Consider the following 17,549-nt stretch of genomic DNA (forward strand, 5'->3'; position numbering starts at 1 on the left):
GAAAACCGGGGCGCCGCGCCCCGACGCGCCCTGACACCGCGCGATCGCATGGGACGATGGTTGCGGCAAGTGATGCGGGGGAGTGTAAGGGTGTTGCGGACAGCCATGGTGTCGCCGAGGCGTTGGTTGCGCGCGGCCGCCGTGATCGGCGCGACCGCGATGCTCCTCGCGTCCAGTTGCACCTGGCAGTTGAGCCTGTTCATCCCCGAGGGGGTGCCGCCACCGCCCGGTGACGCGGTGCCGCCGGTCAACACCCACGCCAGTGGCCGGCCCGCGGATCAGCTGCGGGCTTGGGCGCAGCAGCGCTCGGCGGCCCTGGAGATCCCGGTCATCGCGCTCGAGGCGTACGCCTACGCCGCGCGGGTCGCCGAGGTCGAGAACCCGAAATGCCACATCGCGTGGACCACCCTGGCCGGCATCGGGCAGGTGGAAAGCCATCACGGCACCTACCGCGGCTCGCGGTTGGCGCCCAACGGCGACGTCAGCCCCCCGATCCGTGGCGTCCGCCTGGACGGCACCGGCGGCAACCTGCGCATCGTCGACAGCGCCGAGGACGTCACGGACGACGACGGGGTGGCGCGCGCCATGGGCCCCATGCAGTTCATCCCGGAGACGTGGCGGCTCTATGGTGTCGATGCTCACAACGACGGGCGGGTCAGCCCCGACAACATCGACGATTCGGCGCTGGCCGCGGCGGGCTACCTGTGTTGGCGCGGTAAGGATCTGGCGACGCCGCGGGGCTGGATCACCGCGCTGCGCGCCTACAACAACTCCGGCGTCTACGCCCGTGCCGTCCGCGACTGGGCGACCGCTTATGCGGCGGGTCATCCGCTGTAGCAGGATGTATCGCTGACCCACCAAGCACGCACCGGTTAAGGAGAACTGTAGTGCCGATTATCGAGCAGGTCGGGGCTCGCGAGATCCTCGACTCCCGCGGCAACCCGACGGTCGAGGTCGAGATAGCCCTGATCGACGGGACGTTCGCCCGGGCCGCGGTGCCCTCCGGCGCGTCGACCGGTGAGCACGAGGCCGTGGAGCTGCGCGACGGTGGCGACCGCTACGGCGGCAAGGGCGTGCACAAGGCGGTGCAGGCCGTGCTCGACGAGATCGGCCCGGCGGTCATCGGGCTCAACGCCGATGACCAGCGGCTGGTGGACCAGGCGCTGGTCGACCTGGACGGCACCCCCGACAAGTCCCGGCTGGGCGCCAACGCGATCCTGGGCGTCTCGCTGGCGGTCGCGAAGGCGGCCGCCGACTCCGCCGAGCTGCCGTTGTTCCGCTACCTCGGCGGCCCGAACGCGCACATCCTGCCGGTGCCGATGCTCAACATCCTCAACGGCGGCGCGCACGCCGACACCGCCGTCGACATCCAGGAGTTCATGGTGGCGCCGATCGGCGCCCCCAGCTTCGCCGAGGCCCTGCGCTGGGGTGCCGAGGTGTACCACTCGCTCAAGGCGGTGTTGAAGAAAGAGGGGCTGAGCACCGGCCTCGGCGACGAGGGCGGCTTCGCGCCCGACGTGGCCGGCACCACCGCGGCGCTGGACCTGATCAGCCGGGCCATCGAATCGGCGGGTTTCAAGCTCGGCTCCGACGTGGCGCTGGCGCTGGACGCGGCCGCCACCGAGTTCTACACCGACGGCACCGGTTACGCCTTCGAGGGCACGACCCGCACCGCGGCGCAGATGGCGGAGTTCTACGCCGGGCTGCTCGGCTCCTACCCCCTGGTCTCCATCGAAGACCCGCTGTCGGAGGACGATTGGGACGGCTGGGCGGCGCTGACGGCGTCGATCGGTGACCGCGTGCAGCTGGTCGGCGACGACATCTTCGTCACCAACCCCGAGCGGCTCGAGGAGGGCATCGAGAAGGGCGTCGGAAACGCGTTGCTGGTCAAGGTGAATCAGATCGGCACGCTCACCGAGACGCTCGACGCGGTGGCCCTGGCCCACCACAGCGGCTACCGCACGATGATGAGTCACCGCAGCGGCGAGACCGAGGACACCACCATCGCCGACCTGGCGGTGGCGGTCGGCAGCGGTCAGATCAAGACGGGTGCGCCCGCCCGCAGCGAGCGCGTCGCGAAGTACAACCAGCTGTTGCGCATCGAGGAAGCCCTCGGCGACGCCGCCCGCTACGCCGGTGACCTGGCCTTCCCGCGGTACACGTTCGAGGCGAAATAGCTTGACAGGCAACGGCGTCTGACATGCCCGACGGGAACCGGCCGGACTCGCGGCGGCGCTCCCCGGCCTCGCGGCCGGGCAAGGCCGGTGACGCGGGCCGGCGCCGGCGCCCGAACAAGCCGACCCAGGTTTCGGCGAAGCCCACGGCCAAGCCGTCGGCGTCGCCCACCGTCGGTGGCGCCACCACCCGGACGCCGTTCGAGCACGTCGTCGAACCCATCAAGCGCCAAGCCGCCGAATCCGTCGAGCACCGTTCGGATCAGCGGTTGGGTTTCACGGCGCGCCGGGCGGCCGTGCTGGCCGCGGTCGTCTGCGTGCTGACGCTGACGATCGCCGGCCCGGTGCGCACCTATTTCGCGCAGCGCACCGAGATGAATCAGCTGTCGGCGAGCCAGGCCGCGTTGCGCGCCCAGATCACCGAATTGGAGTCCAAGAAGGCGAAACTGGCCGATCCGGCCTACATCGCGGCGCAGGCCCGCGAGCGGCTCGGCTTCGTCAAGCCCGGCGACATCCCGTTCCAGGTGCAGCTCCCGCCGACAGCGGCGGTGCCGGTGCAGCCGGGCACGCAATCGGCGAAGCCCGCCAACAACGACCCGTGGTACACCTCGCTGTGGCACACCATCGCCGACGCGCCGCATCTACCGCCCGCGGCGGCGCCGGAAACCTCTGCCCCGCAGCCTAATTCGCCCGCGCCGACCCCAACTCCTCCCGGTGGTTGATCGCGCCGACCTGGACGCGGTGGCGCGCCAGCTGGGGCGCGAACCGCGCGGCGTGCTGGAGATCGCCTACCGGTGCCCCAATGGCGAACCCGGGGTCGTGAAGACCGCGCCGAAACTGCCCGACGGCACACCCTTCCCCACGCTGTACTACCTCACGCATCCGGCGTTGACCGCCGCCGCGAGCAGATTGGAGACGACGGGACTGATGCGGGAGATGACCGAGCGGCTGGGCCGCGATGACGAACTTGCGGCCGCGTATCGGCGGGCCCACGAATCCTATCTGGCCGAACGGGATTCGATCGAGCCGCTCGGGACGCAATTTTCGGGCGGCGGGATGCCGGACCGGGTGAAGTGCCTGCACGTGCTGATCGCGCACTCGCTGGCCAAGGGCCCCGGTTGCAACCCGCTGGGCGACGAGGCCCTGGCGATCCTGGCGGGTGAACCGGCGCTGGCCGGCGTCTTGGAGGCGGGGCGGTGGTGAGCCGGCTCGCCGGAATCGACTGCGGCACCAACTCGATTCGGCTGCTGATCGCCGACGCCGGCGCGGGTGGGCTGCGCGACGTGCATCGGGAGACGCGGATCGTGCGCCTGGGTCAGGGTGTGGACGCCACGGGGGAGTTCGCGCCGGAGGCGATGGAGCGCACCCGCGCCGCGCTGACCGATTACGCGTCCCTGATTCGGCAGCACGGCGCCGAGCGTGTGCGGATGGTGGCCACCTCGGCGGCGCGTGACGTCGCCAACCGTGACGCATTCTTCGCGATGACGGCTGAGGTGCTGGGTGCGGTGCTCCCCGGTGCGGTGGCCGAGGTGATCACCGGTGCACAGGAGGCGGAGTTATCGTTCCGCGGCGCCGTCGGCGAATTGGATTCCGCCGATGGGCCTTTCGTGGTCGTCGACCTCGGCGGCGGGTCTACCGAGATCGTCGTCGGCGACCGGACGGTGGCCGCGAGCTTCTCCGCCGACATCGGCTGCGTCCGATTGACCGAACGGTGCCTGCATTCGGACCCACCGACGGCGGCGGAGGTGGCGGCGGCGCGGCAGGTGGTGCGCGAGCGCCTCGCGGCGGCCCTGCGAGCCGTGCCGGTCGAGGGTGCCCGCCGGTGGGTGGGGGTGGCCGGGACGATGACCACGCTCTCGGCGCTGGCGCACGGGATGACGGAGTATGACTCTGCGGCGATTCATCTTTCGCGGGTCGCCGGGCCGGACCTGCTGGCGGTGTGCGAGCGTTTGATCGGCATGACGCGCGCGCAGCGCGCGGCGCTGCCGCCGATGCACGAGGGCCGCGCGGACGTCATCGGCGGGGGCGCCATCGTGGTGCAGGAGTTGGCGCGCGAATTGCGGGCTCGCGCAGGCATCGACGAGCTGACCGTCAGCGAACACGACATCCTCGACGGCATCGTGCTCTCGCTCGGCGACTAGCATGTTGGGCGCGGACCGGGTCTGGCGCGCGGCGCCGGGCGCCCGCGGCGCTCTCCCCAAGCATGTGTCGTAGTGCCCGCCTCATAGCGACAACTGCGGATTGTCACACCCGTGTGCGACGGTTCGCCGATGGACGAACCACTCAAAGGAATCGAGCTTCGCTACGTGCTGGCGATGCACCTGGCCGTGCACGGGCCGGCCACCGTCTCGGAATTGCATGACGCCCTGGTCGACTACGGTTTCCGGGTGCACGGTCGCCCGTCGAAAGCCATCTCGGACGCGTTGCGCTGGGAGGTCGGCCGGGCCCGGGTGTGCAGGCTGGGACGTGGCAGGTACGGGCCCGGCTATCTGCCGCGATCGACGGAGTACCGCATCCATCAGCGCGTGCTGGCGCTGCGTGCGGCGGCGCGTTGTCGCTGCGAGGCGGGCACTTCGTAAGTAACCCCGGAGAGAAGGGCCCGCATGCCGAGCGGGCGTTGTTCTCGTTGCGCTCCCATGGACGGCGCCCGGCGGCGTGCGTTGTCGCTATGAGGCGGGCACTTCGTCACTGCCCCTGGAGAGGGGGCCCGCTCGCGCGCCCGGGATTAGCGCCCAGCGGCGCGTGCGTTGTCGCTATGAGGCGGGCACTTCGTCACTGCCCCCGAAAAGCCCGCCGCGCTCACACCTCGAAGCGGTATCCCATGCCCGACTCGGTCAGCAGGTGCTTGGGATGCGAGGGGTCGTCCTCCAGCTTGCGTCGCAGCTGCGCCAGGTAGACACGCAGATAATGAGTCTCGGTGGCGTACGCCGGGCCCCACACCTCTTTGAGGAGTTCCTCCCGCCCGACCAGCTTGCCGCGGTTGCGCACCAGCACCTCGAGCATTCCCCACTCCGTGGGCGTGAGGTGCACCTCGGCCCCGTGCTTGGTGACCTTCTTGGCGGCCAGGTCGACCGTGAACGACTGCGCCTCGACGACCGGTTGCTCGAGTCCCGACGCCGCCGTGTTGCGGCGCACGGCCGCGCGCAACCGCGCCAAGAACTCGTCCATGCCAAAGGGTTTCGTGACGTAATCGTCGGCGCCGGCGTCTAACGCCTCCACCTTGTCCGACGAATCGGTGCGCGCGGACAACACGATGACCGGCGCGGTCAACCAACCGCGCAGGCCGGCCAGCACGTCGATCCCGGACATGTCGGGCAGCCCCAGATCGAGGATCACCACGTCAGGCTTGTGTTCGGCGGCCGCGCGCAGCGCCCCTGCGCCGGTGGACGCAGTCACCACGTCATAGCCACGCACCGACAGGTTGATGCGCAGCGCCCGCAGAATCTGGGGTTCGTCGTCGATCACCAGCACGCGCGTCATGGCGCCTCGACCGAGTCCGGCACGGCGAGATCGACCACCACCGTCAAGCCGCCGCCGGGGGTGTCGGTCGCGGTGATGGTGCCGCCCATCGCCTCGACGAACCCCCGCGCCACCGACATGCCCAGCCCCACCCCCGTGGTGGTGTCCTGGTCCCCGAGCCGCTGGAACGACTCGAACACCCGGTCCTCGCTGCCGTGCGGAATGCCCGGCCCCTCGTCGATGACGTTGATCAGCACCCGCTCGCCCACCCGTCCCGCGTTGACCCGGATCACGCAGTTGGGCGCGTAGCGCAGCGCATTGTCGATCAGGTTCGCGAGCACCCGCTCCAGCAACCCCGCGTCGGCCAGCACCACCGCGTCGCCCACGTCCACCTTGACCCGGTCGATCGCGGAGCGGTAGAAACCGGTGGCGCCCTTGCCGATACTGACCAGGGCCCGCTGCACGGTCTCCTCGAGGTACACCCGGCGCAGGTCCGGACGGACCACGCCCGCGGCCAGCCGCGACGAATCGAGCAGGTTGCCCACCAACGCGGTCAGCTGGTCGATCGACTCCTCGATGGTGGCAAGCAGTTCGGCGGTGTCGTCGGGGGAGAAGGCGACGTCCTCGGCGCGCAGGCTCGACGCCGCCACCTTGGCCGCGGCCAGCGGCGTGCGCAGGTCGTGGCTGACCGCGGACAGCAACGAGCGGCGCAACTCGTCGGCCCGCACGATCGCCTCGGCCCGGCTGGCCTCCTCGACGAGTTCGCGTTGCCGCACCAGCCCGGCGGCCTGCTGCGCCACCGCGCCGAGCACCCGCCGGTCGCGGGAGAACAGCTTGCGGCCGGCCAGCAGCATCCAGAACTCGTCGTCGCCCACCTCGATGGCGGTGTCGGCGAATTCGAGGTTGACGCACGGGTCGCGGCCCACGGACGCGACCACCTCACTCGTCTTGCGGCCCGCCGCCCCCGCATCGCGGGGGCGGCGCACCATGCTGACCGCACGCTGCCCGTACGCCTCCCGCACCCGTTCCAGCAGCGTCTCGAGGTCGGCCCCGCGCAGCACCGAACCCGCGAACAGTGTGAGCAGTTCCGCCTCCTGGGACGCGCGCCGCGCCTCGCGCGTGCGTTTGGCGGCGAAGTCGACCAGCACCGCGACGGCGACGGCAATCAACAGCAGCACCAATTCCGTTGTGGCGCTGCTTGGTTCGGCGATGGTGAAGCTGTGTCGGGGAGCGATCAGGAAGTAGTTGAGCAGCAGTCCCGACAGCACCGCCGAAAGTGCCGCCGGCGCAATCCCGCCCAGCAGCCCGACCAGCAGCACGCCCATGAAGAACAGCGCACTTTCGGCGCTGGTGTCCAAATAGGGGTCCAGCAACGTGACCGCGATCGTGCAGATGGCCGAGGGGGTGACGATCGCGGCCAACCAAGACGCGATGCGTCGCTCGCGGCGTGACAGCGCCACGGCGGACAGGCCGCGCTTGGCCTCGGCCTCGTGGGTGACGATGTGGACGTCGATCCGGCCCGAGCGCTCGACGACCGCCTGCTCGATGCCCTCGTCGAAGATCCGCGCCAGTCGCGACCGCCGCGAGGTGCCGATCACCAACTGGGTGGCGTTGATCTGGCGCGCGAAGTCGAGCAGCGCGGTCGGTACGTCGTCACCGACCACCGTGTGCAGGGAGGCGTCCAGGCTGGTGGCGAGTTCGCGGATCTTGCTCATCCGCGCCTCGGAAAGCCCGGCCAGTCCGTCGCCGCGGACGACGTGCACCACCATCAGCTCCGCGCTGGACTTCGACGCGATCCGGGACGCCCGGCGCAGCAGCGTGTCCGAACCGGTGCCCCCGTTGACCGCGACGACCACCCGCTCGCGCGCCTCCCACACGTCGGTGATCTTGTTCTCGGCGCGGTATTTCGCCAGCGCGGTGTCCACCTGGTCGGCCACCCACAGCAACGCCAATTCCCGCAGCGCGGTGAGGTTTCCGGGGCGGAAGTAGTTCGACAACGCCGCATCGATGCGGTCCGGGGCGTATACGTTGCCGTGAGATAGCCTGCGCCGCAAGGCCTCCGGGGTGATGTCGATGAGCTCGACCTGGGCGGCCTGCCGCACGATCGAATCCGGGATGGTCTCTTTCTGTTCGATCCCGGTGATCTGGGTGACGACGTCGTTGAGGCTTTCCAGGTGTTGCACGTTGAGGGTGGAGATCACCGTGATCCCGGCGTCCAGCAGCTCCTCGACGTCCTGCCACCGTTTGGCGTTCTTGCTGCCCGGGGTGTTGGTGTGGGCGAGCTCGTCGACGAGCACCACCTGCGGGCGACGCGCCAGCACCGCCGGCACGTCGATCTCGGCGAGGCTGGCGCTGCGGTAGCGCAGATAGCGCGGGGAGATCGTCTCGATGCCTTTAAGCATCTCGGCGGTCTTGCGACGCCCGTGCGTCTCGACGACCGCGGCCACCACATCCGTGCCCCGCTCCAGCCGCCGGTGCGCCTCGCCCAACATCGCATAGGTCTTGCCGACACCCGGTGCCGCTCCGAGATAGATGCGTAGCTCCCCCCGCTTGGGGTGGCGGTCGACGTCGCTCACGTCAACCATCATCCACCCGCGGCGCTAGCCGGACAGGGGGTATTTGTGGTCGAGTTGCACGTTGACTTGCACCACGTTCACGCAAGGCTCCCCCAAAAAGCCGAGCTCGCGGCCGCTGCGGTACTGCGCAAGGACCGCGCGGATTTGATCCGGGCTGACGTGGCGAGCCCGGGCCACCCGGGCGATTTGTAGGTCGGCGTAGGCGACGGAGATGTTCGGGTCCAACCCGCTGCCGCTCGCGGTGACGGCGTCGGCGGGCACCACGGGCTCGGCCGGCGCGGCGCCGCGCACCGGCACGATCTGCCCCAGGGAATAGTCCTCACCGAATTTCGCGCACTCGACCCGCACGCCCTCATAGAAGGCGACGAACGGGCTGGGCGTCGACTGGCACGGCTCGTTGACGCTGACGACCCGGGTGGGATGCACGACGCCGCCGCGCGCGTCGCGGGGGCCGATTACCGAAAGCACCGCGCCCACGCCGCCGCCGGTGCAGAACGGGCGGGCCGCGGCCGCCTTGTCCAGCCCCTCCAGCGAGGCCACGGCGACGCTGCGCGAGCACACCTGGGTCAGCAGGCTGGGTTTGAAGCCCGCGTCGCTCGCCGACTTGCCCGCGGCGAGCAGCGCCGGGTCGGCGGGCGTGTCGACGGTGCTCTCCGGACCCAGGTTGCTGCCCCCCGACGACATCGGGTCATAGCCGTTGCCGGCGGCCGAGGGGCGGCTCTGGAAGTACTGCGGCAGGGCGTTGCCGTCCTTGTCGGTGAAGAGCTGACCGATCAACCGGCTCCCGACCGGCTTGCCGTTGGCGGTCAGGATCGAGCCCTCGGCCTTCTCGTGCAACCCGGGGAATTGCGCGACGAGCCAGATGAGCAGGGGATAGGCGATCCCGGTGATGACGGTCAGCACCAGCAGCGCGCGCAGCGCCGCCCAGTGAATGCGCAACAGGTTCGAAAACTTCATGTCAGGACATCCCCGGGACGAATTGAATGACGAGGTCGATCAGTTTGATACCGATGAACGGCGCGACGATCCCGCCGAGCCCATAGATATACAGGTTGCGGCTCAACAACTTCGACGCGCTGCTCGGCGTGTAGCGCACGCCGCGCAAAGACAGCGGGATGAGCAGCACGATGATGATGGCGTTGAAGATGACCGCCGACAGGATCGCCGACTGCGGGCTGTGCAGCCGCATGACGTTGATCAGGTCCAGGCCGGGGAACAGGCCGACGAACATCGCCGGGATGATGGCGAAGTACTTGGCGATGTCGTTGGCGATCGAGAAGGTGGTCAGCGCGCCGCGGGTGATCAGGAGCTGCTTGCCGATCTCGACGATCTCGATCAGCTTGGTGGGGTCGGAGTCGAGGTCGACCATGTTGCCGGCCTCTTTGGCGGCCGAGGTGCCGGTGTTCATCGCGACGCCGACGTCGGCCTGCGCCAGGGCGGGCGCGTCGTTGGTGCCGTCGCCGGTCATCGCGACCAGCTTGCCGCCCGCCTGCTCGCGCTTGATCAGCGCGAGCTTGTCTTCCGGCGTGGCCTCGGCCAGGAAGTCGTCGACCCCGGCCTCGTCCGCGATCGCCTTCGCGGTCAACGGGTTGTCACCGGTGATCATCACCGTGCGGATGCCCATCCGGCGCATCTCGTCGAACCGTTCCCGCATGCCGTGCTTGACGACGTCCTTGAGGTGGATGACGCCGAGCACCTCGGCCGTCCCGTCGGCGGTGCCCGCACCGCTGCGCCCGACGACCAGCGGGGTGCCGCCGGCGGCGGAGATGCCGTCGACGATGTCGCCGAGCTCGAGCGGTACCTGCCCGCCCTGGGTGCGCACCCACGCCGCGACCGAGCTGGCCGCGCCCTTGCGCAGCTGCTGCCCGTCGACGTCGACGCCCGACATGCGGGTGGTCGCGGAGAACTCCACCCACTGCGCGGTGGACAGCTCGCCGGGCGTCCGGGCCCGCAGGCCGAAGTTGCGCTTGGCGAACACCACAATCGAACGGCCCTCGGGGGTTTCGTCGGCGAGGCTGGACAGCTGCGCGGCATCGGCCAGCTGCTCCTCGGTGACCCCCTCGACGGGGAGGAACGCGGCCGCCTGCCGGTTGCCCAGGGTGATGGTGCCGGTCTTGTCCAGCAGCAGGGTGTTGACGTCGCCGGCAGCCTCCACCGCGCGCCCGGACATCGCCAGCACGTTGCGTTGCACCAGCCGGTCCATGCCCGCGATCCCGATGGCCGACAGCAGCGCGCCGATCGTGGTGGGGATCAGGCACACCAGTAGCGACACCATCACGATGCCGGTGACGCCATTGACGTTGAGCGCCTGCGTATCCGCGACGCCGGGATTGTTGGCCTTGGAGTAGATGGCCAGCGGCTGCAGCGTCGCGACGGCGAAGACGAAGATGATGGTCAAGGCGGCCAGCAGGATGTTCAGCGCGATCTCATTCGGCGTCTTCTGCCGGTTGGCGCCCTCGACCAGGGCGATCATCCGGTCGATGAAGCTCTCCCCGGGTTTCTGGGTGATTTGCACGACGATCCGGTCGCTGAGCACGGTGGTGCCGCCGGTGACGGCCGAGCGGTCACCGCCGGACTCGCGGATCACGGGGGCGGATTCGCCGGTGATGGCCGATTCATCCACGGAGGCAATGCCTTCCACGACGTCGCCGTCGCCGGGTATGACCTGCCCGGCTTCGACGACGACGAAGTCGCCGCGTTGCAGCAGCGGAGCCGCCACCTCCTCCTCCACGCCGGAGCCGCCGGGGTTCCAGTTCCGCAGCCGTCGGGCCAGGGTCTGAGTCTTGGCCCGGCGCAACGTCTCTGCCTGCGCCTTGCCGCGGCCCTCGGCCACCGCCTCCGCGAGGTTGGCGAACAGCACGGTGAGCCACAGCCACACCACGATGAGCCAGGCGAACCAGGTGGGGCTGATGATTGCCAGCACCGTGCTCCAGGCCGCCCCCACCTCGACGATCAGCATCACCGGGTTGCGCCACAGGGTGCGGGGATCGAGTTTGCGCAGGGCGTCGGGGGTGGACCTCCACAGCATGCTGGGGTCCAGTAGGCCGCCCCGAACCCGTTGACGCTCAACGGGAGTCGTGGGCTCCGCCCGCTCGGCGGGGCCGGCGGCGATCATGGTCATCAGTGGATTCCTTCGGCGAGGGGCCCAAGCGCCAGCATGGGCAGGAACGTCAGGCCCACCAGGATCACCGTGACCCCGGAGACCATCCCGACGAATTGCGGCCGGTGGGTCGGCAGGGTGCCCGCCGATTCCGGCGTGCTGCCCTGCTTGGCCAGCGAGCCCGCCAGCGCCAGGGCCAACACGATCGGCAGGAACCGGCCGAACACCATCGCCAGGCCCAGAGCGGTGTTGTACCAGTTGGTGTTCGCGCTCAGCCCCGCGAAGGCCGAACCGTTGTTGTTGGCCGCCGAGGTGAACGCGTAGAGGATTTCGGAGAGCCCGTGCGGGCCGCTGTTGGCCATGGCGGCGCGCTCTCCCGGCAGCGCCATCGCGGTCGCGGTCCCCACCAACACGATCAGCGGCGTGACCAGGAAATAGCTTGAGGCGATCTTGATCTCGCGCGGGTTGATCTTCTTGCCGAGGTATTCGGGGGTGCGCCCGACCATCAGCCCGGCGACGAACACGGTGATGACGGCCAGGATCAGCATGCCGTAGAGGCCGGAGCCGGTGCCACCGGGCGCAACCTCGCCGAGTTGCATGTTGAACATGGTGAGCATGCCGCCGAGGCTGGTCAGCGAGTCGTGCGTCGAGTCGACCGCGCCGGTGGAGGTGAGCGTGGTGGCGGCCGCGAACACCGCCGAGTCGCCGACACCGAAACGCTGCTCGACGCCTTCCATCGCCCCGCCCACGGCGGTCGGCACGGTGCCGTGGTGCTGCAACTGGGTCCAGACCGTCAGGGTGACGCTGAGGGTGGCCAGCGTCGCCATGACCGCGGCGATCGCGAAGCCCTGCTTGGTGCTGCCCACCATGCGGCCGAAGGTCCGCGGCAGCGAGAACCCGATGACCAGCAGCAGGAAGATCTCCAGCCAGTTGGTCCACGCGGTGGGGTTTTCGAACGGGTGCGCGGAGTTCGCGTTGTAGAAGCCGCCGCCGTTGGTGCCGAGCTCCTTGATGGCCTCCTGGCTGGCCACCGGGCCGCCGGTAAGGGTCTGCTGGGCGCCGCCCACAGTGGTCACCACCTGGTCGTGCAGGTGGAAGTTCTGAATCACCCCGCCGGCCACGAGCAGCACCGCGCCGACGACGGCGATGGGCAGCAGGATGCGCACCGTGGTGCGCACCAGGTCGACCCAGAAATTGCCCAACTCACCGGTGCGCTTGCGGGCGAAACCGCGGACCAGGGCGATTGCCACCGCCATCCCGACGGCGGCCGAGACGAAGTTCTGCACGGCCAGGCCGGCCATCTGCACCAGGTGGCCCTGGGTGGACTCGCCGGAGTAGGCCTGCCAGTTGGTGTTGGTCACGAAGCTGACCGCGGTGTTCCACGCCAGCCCCGGGGTCATCGCCGTGGCGGGGGAGTGCAGGTGAAGCGGCAGCTTGTCCTGCACCAGCTGCAGCGTGAACAGGAACAGGATGCTGACCGCCGAGAACGCCAGGATGCTGCGCGCGTAGGCCCCCCAGGTCTGTTCGGCCCGCGCGTCGACGCCGATGAGGCGGTAGATCGCGCGCTCGGCGGCGAGGTCTTTCTTCGCGGTGTACACGCGATACATGTAGTCCCCGAAGGGCGCGTGGACCACCACTAGCGCCGCGATGAGCGCGACGACGAACGCGACGCCGGCGGCTGTGGTGCCCATCAGAACTTCTCCGGGAACAGCAGGGCGCCGCACAGATACAGGGCCAGCACGACAGACAGCGCCAGGCCGACCACGTTCTCGTAACTCATAACCGCTCGACCAGCTTCTGCGCCAGGCCGAGCAGGGCGAACACCGCCACCGTCAGCACGACGTACACCGCCACGCCCATGTTGTCTCCGCTCCGCGTGCATACCGATTACGACCGCATCGAGGCGGTGAAGCCTCGAGCAAAGCCAGCTTGAAGCTATGCCGGACCGGCGCACCAGGGCCGTTGGTTGACATTTTCCTTACGGGGCGGTGCTGCGCCTTGACGCTTTCTTTACGCCGATGCGCGGGCGCCGTGACCGCCCGCGCCCGATGTGACGCCAATCGCACTGTGCGACAGTGGAACTCTACTGGCGACGGCCGCTAGCCGGCGCCGCCGTCGGGCTCGCCGGTCAGGGGAAGCCGGACCCGGAATACCGTTCCGCCCGCGCCGGATTCGGCGCTCACCGAGCCGCGATGTGCCTTGACGATCGAATCCACGATCGCCAGCCCCAGCCCGTTGCCGGACCCGTTGATCCTCGACTTGTCCGCGCGCGCGAACCGTTCGAACAGCCGGGGAAGCAGCTCCGGATCGATGCCGGGCCCGTCGTCGGCGACGGTCACCTCGGCGAAGGGCGCCCCGAAAGACTCTTGCCCGCAACGTATTCCGGTGGTCACCGTGACGCCCGGCGGTGTGTGCATCCGGGCGTTGCCGAGCAGGTTGCTGACCAGCTGGTGCAACCGGGCGTGGTCGCCGCGCACCCACACCGGCCCGTCGGGAAGTTCCTTGACCCAATGGTGCGTCGGCGCCGCGACCGCGGCGTCGTTGACCGCGTTGCCGACCACCTCGGCCAGGTCGACGTCCTCGGACTCCAGGTCCTGCCCCTCGCCCAGGCGCGACAACAACAGCAACTCGTCGACGAGCAGCGTCATCCGGCGCGCCTCGGACTCGATGCGGGCCAGGGCGTACTCCGTGGTCGGGGGGAGCATGGAGCTGTCCTGGCGGGTGAGTTCGGCGTATCCCTGAATGGCGGCCAGCGGTGTGCGTAACTCGTGGCTGGCGTCGCTGATGAACCGGCGCATCCGCAGATCGGATTCGGCCCGCTGCGCCAGCGCGCTGTCCACGTTGTCCAGCAAGCGATTCAACGTGAGGCCGACGATGCCCACCTCGTTCTGCGGGTCGGTGTCGCCCGGGCGCACCCTGACGCTGATCCGGTGGTCGTCGTCGGTGAGGGGCATCGCGGCCACCTCGGCGGCGATGGCCGCGAGCCGGCGCAGCGGTCGCAGCGTGTACCCGACAACCCAGATCGTGAGCCCGGCAGTCACCGCCAGCGCCACCGTGATCAGCACGGCGGTGGTGACCTGCTTGCGGGCGATGATCCGGTCCGCGACGTTGAGCTGCACGCCGGCGATCAAGACGTCGGCCCCGGCGGAGTGGCTGTCCAGGCGGTAGGAGCCGAGGCGCCCCAATGTCTCGGTGCGCGGCGGTCCTTCGGCCCACCGCTGTGCCTCGATGGCGCGGATCACGTCGGGCGGGGCGGGCCGGGCTTCGGCCTCGGAGAACACCGCCGAGCCCACCACCGCACCGCCGTGCAGGATCACGATCAGGTTGCCCGGCGTCTGGTCGGTGAACTGCAGCATCGCCTGGGCGAGCGGCGCAACTCCGGTGCTTCCGGAACGGTGTTGCGCATCAAGGTATTTGGTGTAGGAATGGCCTAGCGCGTCCAGGGAGTCGGCGACGTCGGCGTCGCTCATCGCGTTGACGTAGCCGCGCAGGCTGAGCACCGAGACCAGGCCCACGGCGACCAGCACCACGCTGACCACCACGAGCACGCCCGCGAGCAACTGCCGGCGCAGCGAGTGCGGAAACCAGCGGGGCAGGCCCGACGAGGAATCCGCGTCTTGAGTCATTCGGCCGGCCGCAGCATGTAACCGACGCCGCGCACGGTGTGGATCATCGGCTTGTGGCCGGAGTCGATCTTCTTGCGCAGGTAGGAGATGTAGAGGTCGACGATGCTGGTGCGACCGGCGAAGTCGTAGTTCCACACGCGGTCCAGGATTTCCGAGCGGCTCAACGCGCGGCGCGGGTTGCGCATGAGGAAGCGCAGCAACTCGAATTCGGTGGAGGACAACGACACCGGGGTGCCGGCGCGCGTCACCTCGCGGCTGGCCGTGTCGACTTTGAGGTCACCCACCTTCAGGGTCTCGGCGGTCGGGGCCGGTTGGTGGCTGGACCGACGCAGTAGGCCGCGAAGGCGGGCCACCAGTTCCTCGAGGCTGAACGGCTTGGTCATGTAGTCGTCGGCGCCCGCCGTGAGCCCGGTGACGCGGTCCATCACCGAGTCGCGCGCGGTGAGGAACAGGGTGGGGGTGTAGGCGTCGGACTGGCGGACGCGTTCGAGGATCCGCAGCCCGTCGACGTCGGGCAGCATGATGTCGAGCACCAGCACGTCGGGGTTGACCCGCTCGAACTTCGCCAGGGCCTCTCGCCCGTTGTGGGCGATCTCGACGACCCAGCCCTCGTAGTGCAGCGCCATCTTCACCAGGTTGGTCAGCGCGGGCTCGTCGTCGACCAACAGGACGCGGATGGGCGACCCGTCGGCGCGGTGAATCCTGGGCAACTGCCCCAAAATGGCCTGGCGTGGACGCTGGCCACCCGCATATCCCGACATTGCGGTCATGCTCCTACATTCTGGCCACCCACACACCTGGTTGTCACGGAGTTCATAGAGTTCTCAAATGTCGGCGTGCGGGCCGGCTCACCTCCGACGAAATTCACATATGTGTTTTCTATGCGTCCGGTGTGGCGCCTTGAAGCCGGCTGTCGACCGAAAAACACTGGACCGCAGAGCCATTGGGACGACGGCGACGCGCCGCCCCTGGGCTCGACGATTCGGGTCGCCGGTGCCGGCCCGGCGTTCGCCTCGTGGCTCGCCAGGCCGCCGCGAATGACCGCCAACGACAACGTAATTCGCCCAGCCGGTGGCACCGGGCACCCGTCCGGGCGTCGTGGAGGACGCCGCGGCGGGCGGCTCCCACACTTCCCGAGCCCAGCCGGGTCGGTGAATTCGAGCGAAGGACGGTCACGGAAATGGACTTTGGCGCGCTGCCTCCGGAAGTCAACTCCGGTCGGATGTATGCGGGCGCCGGACCGGCGACGCTGCTCGCCGCGGCCGCGGCATGGGAAGCCAGCGCCGCGGAGCTGAGCACGGCCGCGGCCGGCTACGAGTCGGTGCTCACCACGTTGACCAGCGAGTGGCTGGGCCCGACGTCCACGGCGATGGCCGCCGCGGTCGCCCCTTACGTGGCCTGGCTGCGGCTCACCGCCGAGCAGTGCGAGCAGACGGGCCTGCAGGCCACCGCCGCGACCGCCGCCTACGAGACCGCCTACGCGATGACCGTCCCGCCGCCCGTGATCGCCGCCAACCGGGCGCAGCTGATGACGCTTGTCGCGACCAACCTGCTGGGCCAGAACACCCCGGCGATCATGGCCACCGAAGCCCAGTACGGCGAGATGTGGGCCCAGGACGCCGGCGCGATGTATACCTACGCCGCGAGCTCGGCGTCGGCCACCACCTTCGCCGCCTTCACCGCGCCGCCGCAGACGACCAACCCGGGTGGCGGCACCGGTCAAGCGGGCGCGGTCGCCCAGTCGGCCGGGGCCCAGGCCGGCGGCCACGTCCAAGCCGCGATGTCCTCGGTGCCCCAGGCGCTGCAGAGCCTGTCCGGGCCGGGATCGTCGTCCGGTCTGTCGCAGGCGGCGATGGGCACCGGCGCGTCGCTGGGGTCGTCGGGCGCGTCCGCGCCGCTCAGGGCGCTGTCGAGCCTGACGGGCACCGGCAAGACCGCGACCAAGGGCGCCAGCACCGGGGTGGGGACGGCCACCGGCCTGGCGGCGGCGCTCGGCGGCGGCTCCAGCGGGGCCGACGCGGCGGGCCTGGCCTCCGATGTGGCCGGCCTGGGCGCCGACGGTGCGGGCCTGGGAGCCGACGGCGGCGGGATCGGCATCGACCTGTACGGGCTGTCGCTGGACTTCACCGGCGTGAACTCGATCGAGGGCGCCGAGGGTCTGGGCGGCCTGGCGCCCGCCGGCGGGCTGGGCGGCCTGGGCGCAGGCGCGACGGCGAGCCTGGGCCAGGGCACCCCGCTCGGCACGCTGTCGGTGCCGCCGGCCTGGGGCCAAACCGTCTCGGCCGTAACACCCCTGGCGCCGTTCGACGCCGGAGTGCTACCGGCCTCCACGGGCGCGACGCCGCCGATGCCGAGCGGGGCCGGGGTCTCCAAGCTGCCGCTGGGCGCCATGGTGGGTCGGGAGTCGGACGGGGGAGTGCACCGAATCGGCTACCGGCCGTCGCTGTTCCCCCGCTCGCCGGTGGCCGGCTAAGGGCTCCGACAGCAAAGGGCCCGCACACCGTGCGGTGTGCGGGCCCTTCGTAGAGCTGCGGATCAGGCCCAGCTGGACCCGACGGCGCTGTCCGTGCTGGCCATGTTGCTGCCGGCACTTTGCACCTTCTGGCCGTGGGAG

At 69.9% G+C, this 17,549-nt stretch carries 16 protein-coding genes and 1 pseudogene; 7 read left to right on the top strand and 10 right to left on the bottom strand.

What is annotated here, in order from left to right; all coding sequences use genetic code 11:
- Nucleotides 1–108: 108 nt before the first annotated feature.
- The 6 genes from A5700_RS24565 (at nucleotide 109) to A5700_RS24590 (ending at nucleotide 4,753) form a co-directional block, all read left to right on the top strand.
- Complete coding sequence (locus A5700_RS24565) at nucleotides 109–837, top strand: lytic transglycosylase domain-containing protein (protein ID WP_156671432.1); 729 nt, start codon at nucleotides 109–111, stop codon at nucleotides 835–837.
- Between the two features lie 50 nt (nucleotides 838–887).
- Nucleotides 888–2,177: a phosphopyruvate hydratase gene (eno, locus tag A5700_RS24570; RefSeq protein WP_068065192.1), complete on the top strand. Its 1,290-nt coding sequence runs from the start codon at nucleotides 888–890 to the stop codon at nucleotides 2,175–2,177.
- A gap of 23 nt (nucleotides 2,178–2,200) precedes the next feature.
- Entirely contained in the window at nucleotides 2,201–2,896 is a 696-nt protein-coding gene (locus A5700_RS24575; RefSeq protein WP_068065189.1) for a septum formation initiator family protein, read from the top strand.
- Nucleotides 2,889–3,377: a DUF501 domain-containing protein gene (locus A5700_RS24580; protein ID WP_068065186.1), complete on the top strand. Its 489-nt coding sequence runs from the start codon at nucleotides 2,889–2,891 to the stop codon at nucleotides 3,375–3,377. Before A5700_RS24575 ends, A5700_RS24580 begins: the two co-directional genes overlap by 8 nt.
- Complete coding sequence (locus A5700_RS24585) at nucleotides 3,371–4,315, top strand: Ppx/GppA phosphatase family protein (protein ID WP_068065181.1); 945 nt, start codon at nucleotides 3,371–3,373, stop codon at nucleotides 4,313–4,315. Before A5700_RS24580 ends, A5700_RS24585 begins: the two co-directional genes overlap by 7 nt.
- A gap of 129 nt (nucleotides 4,316–4,444) precedes the next feature.
- Nucleotides 4,445–4,753 (top strand): hypothetical protein, encoded by a 309-nt coding sequence (locus A5700_RS24590; RefSeq protein WP_068065177.1) that lies wholly within the window; start codon nucleotides 4,445–4,447, stop codon nucleotides 4,751–4,753.
- A gap of 220 nt (nucleotides 4,754–4,973) precedes the next feature.
- Here A5700_RS24590 and A5700_RS24595 read toward each other — a convergent pair whose 3' ends face one another.
- The 9 genes from A5700_RS24595 to A5700_RS24635 form a co-directional block, all read right to left on the bottom strand.
- A complete protein-coding gene (locus tag A5700_RS24595) occupies nucleotides 4,974–5,654 on the bottom strand; it encodes a response regulator (protein ID WP_068065175.1) in 681 nt (226 codons plus the stop codon).
- Complete coding sequence (locus A5700_RS24600; RefSeq protein ID WP_068065173.1) at nucleotides 5,651–8,221, bottom strand: sensor histidine kinase KdpD; 2,571 nt, start codon at nucleotides 8,219–8,221, stop codon at nucleotides 5,651–5,653. Before A5700_RS24600 ends, A5700_RS24595 begins: the two co-directional genes overlap by 4 nt.
- A gap of 12 nt (nucleotides 8,222–8,233) precedes the next feature.
- Nucleotides 8,234–9,166 carry a potassium-transporting ATPase subunit C gene (locus A5700_RS24605; RefSeq protein WP_068065169.1) on the bottom strand — a complete coding sequence of 311 codons (933 nt, stop codon included), beginning with the start codon at nucleotides 9,164–9,166 and terminating at the stop codon, nucleotides 8,234–8,236.
- A gap of 1 nt (nucleotide 9,167) precedes the next feature.
- Nucleotides 9,168–11,330, bottom strand: coding sequence for a potassium-transporting ATPase subunit KdpB (kdpB, locus tag A5700_RS24610; RefSeq protein WP_068065165.1), 2,163 nt, complete (start codon nucleotides 11,328–11,330; stop codon nucleotides 9,168–9,170).
- Entirely contained in the window at nucleotides 11,330–13,000 is a 1,671-nt protein-coding gene (gene kdpA / locus A5700_RS24615) for a potassium-transporting ATPase subunit KdpA (protein ID WP_068065162.1), read from the bottom strand. The genes kdpB and kdpA overlap by 1 nt, the downstream gene beginning before the upstream one ends.
- Nucleotides 13,000–13,089 carry a K(+)-transporting ATPase subunit F gene (gene kdpF, locus A5700_RS27155; RefSeq protein ID WP_068065159.1) on the bottom strand — a complete coding sequence of 30 codons (90 nt, stop codon included), beginning with the start codon at nucleotides 13,087–13,089 and terminating at the stop codon, nucleotides 13,000–13,002. The genes kdpA and kdpF overlap by 1 nt, the downstream gene beginning before the upstream one ends.
- Nucleotides 13,086–13,169 (bottom strand): potassium ABC transporter ATPase, encoded by an 84-nt coding sequence (locus A5700_RS27160; protein ID WP_068065157.1) that lies wholly within the window; start codon nucleotides 13,167–13,169, stop codon nucleotides 13,086–13,088. The genes kdpF and A5700_RS27160 overlap by 4 nt, the downstream gene beginning before the upstream one ends.
- A gap of 239 nt (nucleotides 13,170–13,408) precedes the next feature.
- Complete coding sequence (locus A5700_RS24630; protein WP_068065155.1) at nucleotides 13,409–14,935, bottom strand: cell wall metabolism sensor histidine kinase WalK; 1,527 nt, start codon at nucleotides 14,933–14,935, stop codon at nucleotides 13,409–13,411.
- Complete coding sequence (locus tag A5700_RS24635) at nucleotides 14,932–15,705, bottom strand: response regulator transcription factor (protein WP_068065152.1); 774 nt, start codon at nucleotides 15,703–15,705, stop codon at nucleotides 14,932–14,934. The genes A5700_RS24630 and A5700_RS24635 overlap by 4 nt, the downstream gene beginning before the upstream one ends.
- 410 nt (nucleotides 15,706–16,115) lie before the next feature.
- On the opposite strand from A5700_RS24635, the gene A5700_RS24640 reads away from it, so the two are divergent.
- Complete coding sequence (locus A5700_RS24640; protein WP_068065148.1) at nucleotides 16,116–17,408, top strand: PPE family protein; 1,293 nt, start codon at nucleotides 16,116–16,118, stop codon at nucleotides 17,406–17,408.
- 62 nt (nucleotides 17,409–17,470) lie between these two features.
- Here the strand turns inward: A5700_RS24640 and A5700_RS25775 are convergent.
- Nucleotides 17,471–17,549, bottom strand: a pseudogene (locus A5700_RS25775) (type VII secretion protein EsxI); the annotation flags it as partial.

This window comes from Mycobacterium sp. E1214, from assembly GCF_001666755.1.
Taxonomy (GTDB): domain Bacteria; phylum Actinomycetota; class Actinomycetes; order Mycobacteriales; family Mycobacteriaceae; genus Mycobacterium.

Coding starts and splice junctions, on each gene's coding strand:
- A5700_RS24575 (WP_068065189.1), top strand. CDS start 2,201: ATGCCCGACGGGAACCGGCCGGACTCGCGGCGGCGCTCCCCGGCCTCG.
- A5700_RS24590 (WP_068065177.1), top strand. CDS start 4,445: ATGGACGAACCACTCAAAGGAATCGAGCTTCGCTACGTGCTGGCGATG.
- A5700_RS24595 (WP_068065175.1), bottom strand. CDS start 5,654: ATGACGCGCGTGCTGGTGATCGACGACGAACCCCAGATTCTGCGGGCG.
- A5700_RS24600 (WP_068065173.1), bottom strand. CDS start 8,221: ATGATGGTTGACGTGAGCGACGTCGACCGCCACCCCAAGCGGGGGGAG.
- A5700_RS24605 (WP_068065169.1), bottom strand. CDS start 9,166: ATGAAGTTTTCGAACCTGTTGCGCATTCACTGGGCGGCGCTGCGCGCG.
- kdpB (WP_068065165.1), bottom strand. CDS start 11,330: ATGACCATGATCGCCGCCGGCCCCGCCGAGCGGGCGGAGCCCACGACT.
- kdpA (WP_068065162.1), bottom strand. CDS start 13,000: ATGGGCACCACAGCCGCCGGCGTCGCGTTCGTCGTCGCGCTCATCGCG.
- kdpF (WP_068065159.1), bottom strand. CDS start 13,089: ATGAGTTACGAGAACGTGGTCGGCCTGGCGCTGTCTGTCGTGCTGGCC.
- A5700_RS27160 (WP_068065157.1), bottom strand. CDS start 13,169: ATGGGCGTGGCGGTGTACGTCGTGCTGACGGTGGCGGTGTTCGCCCTG.
- A5700_RS24630 (WP_068065155.1), bottom strand. CDS start 14,935: ATGACTCAAGACGCGGATTCCTCGTCGGGCCTGCCCCGCTGGTTTCCG.
- A5700_RS24635 (WP_068065152.1), bottom strand. CDS start 15,705: ATGACCGCAATGTCGGGATATGCGGGTGGCCAGCGTCCACGCCAGGCC.
- A5700_RS24640 (WP_068065148.1), top strand. CDS start 16,116: ATGGACTTTGGCGCGCTGCCTCCGGAAGTCAACTCCGGTCGGATGTAT.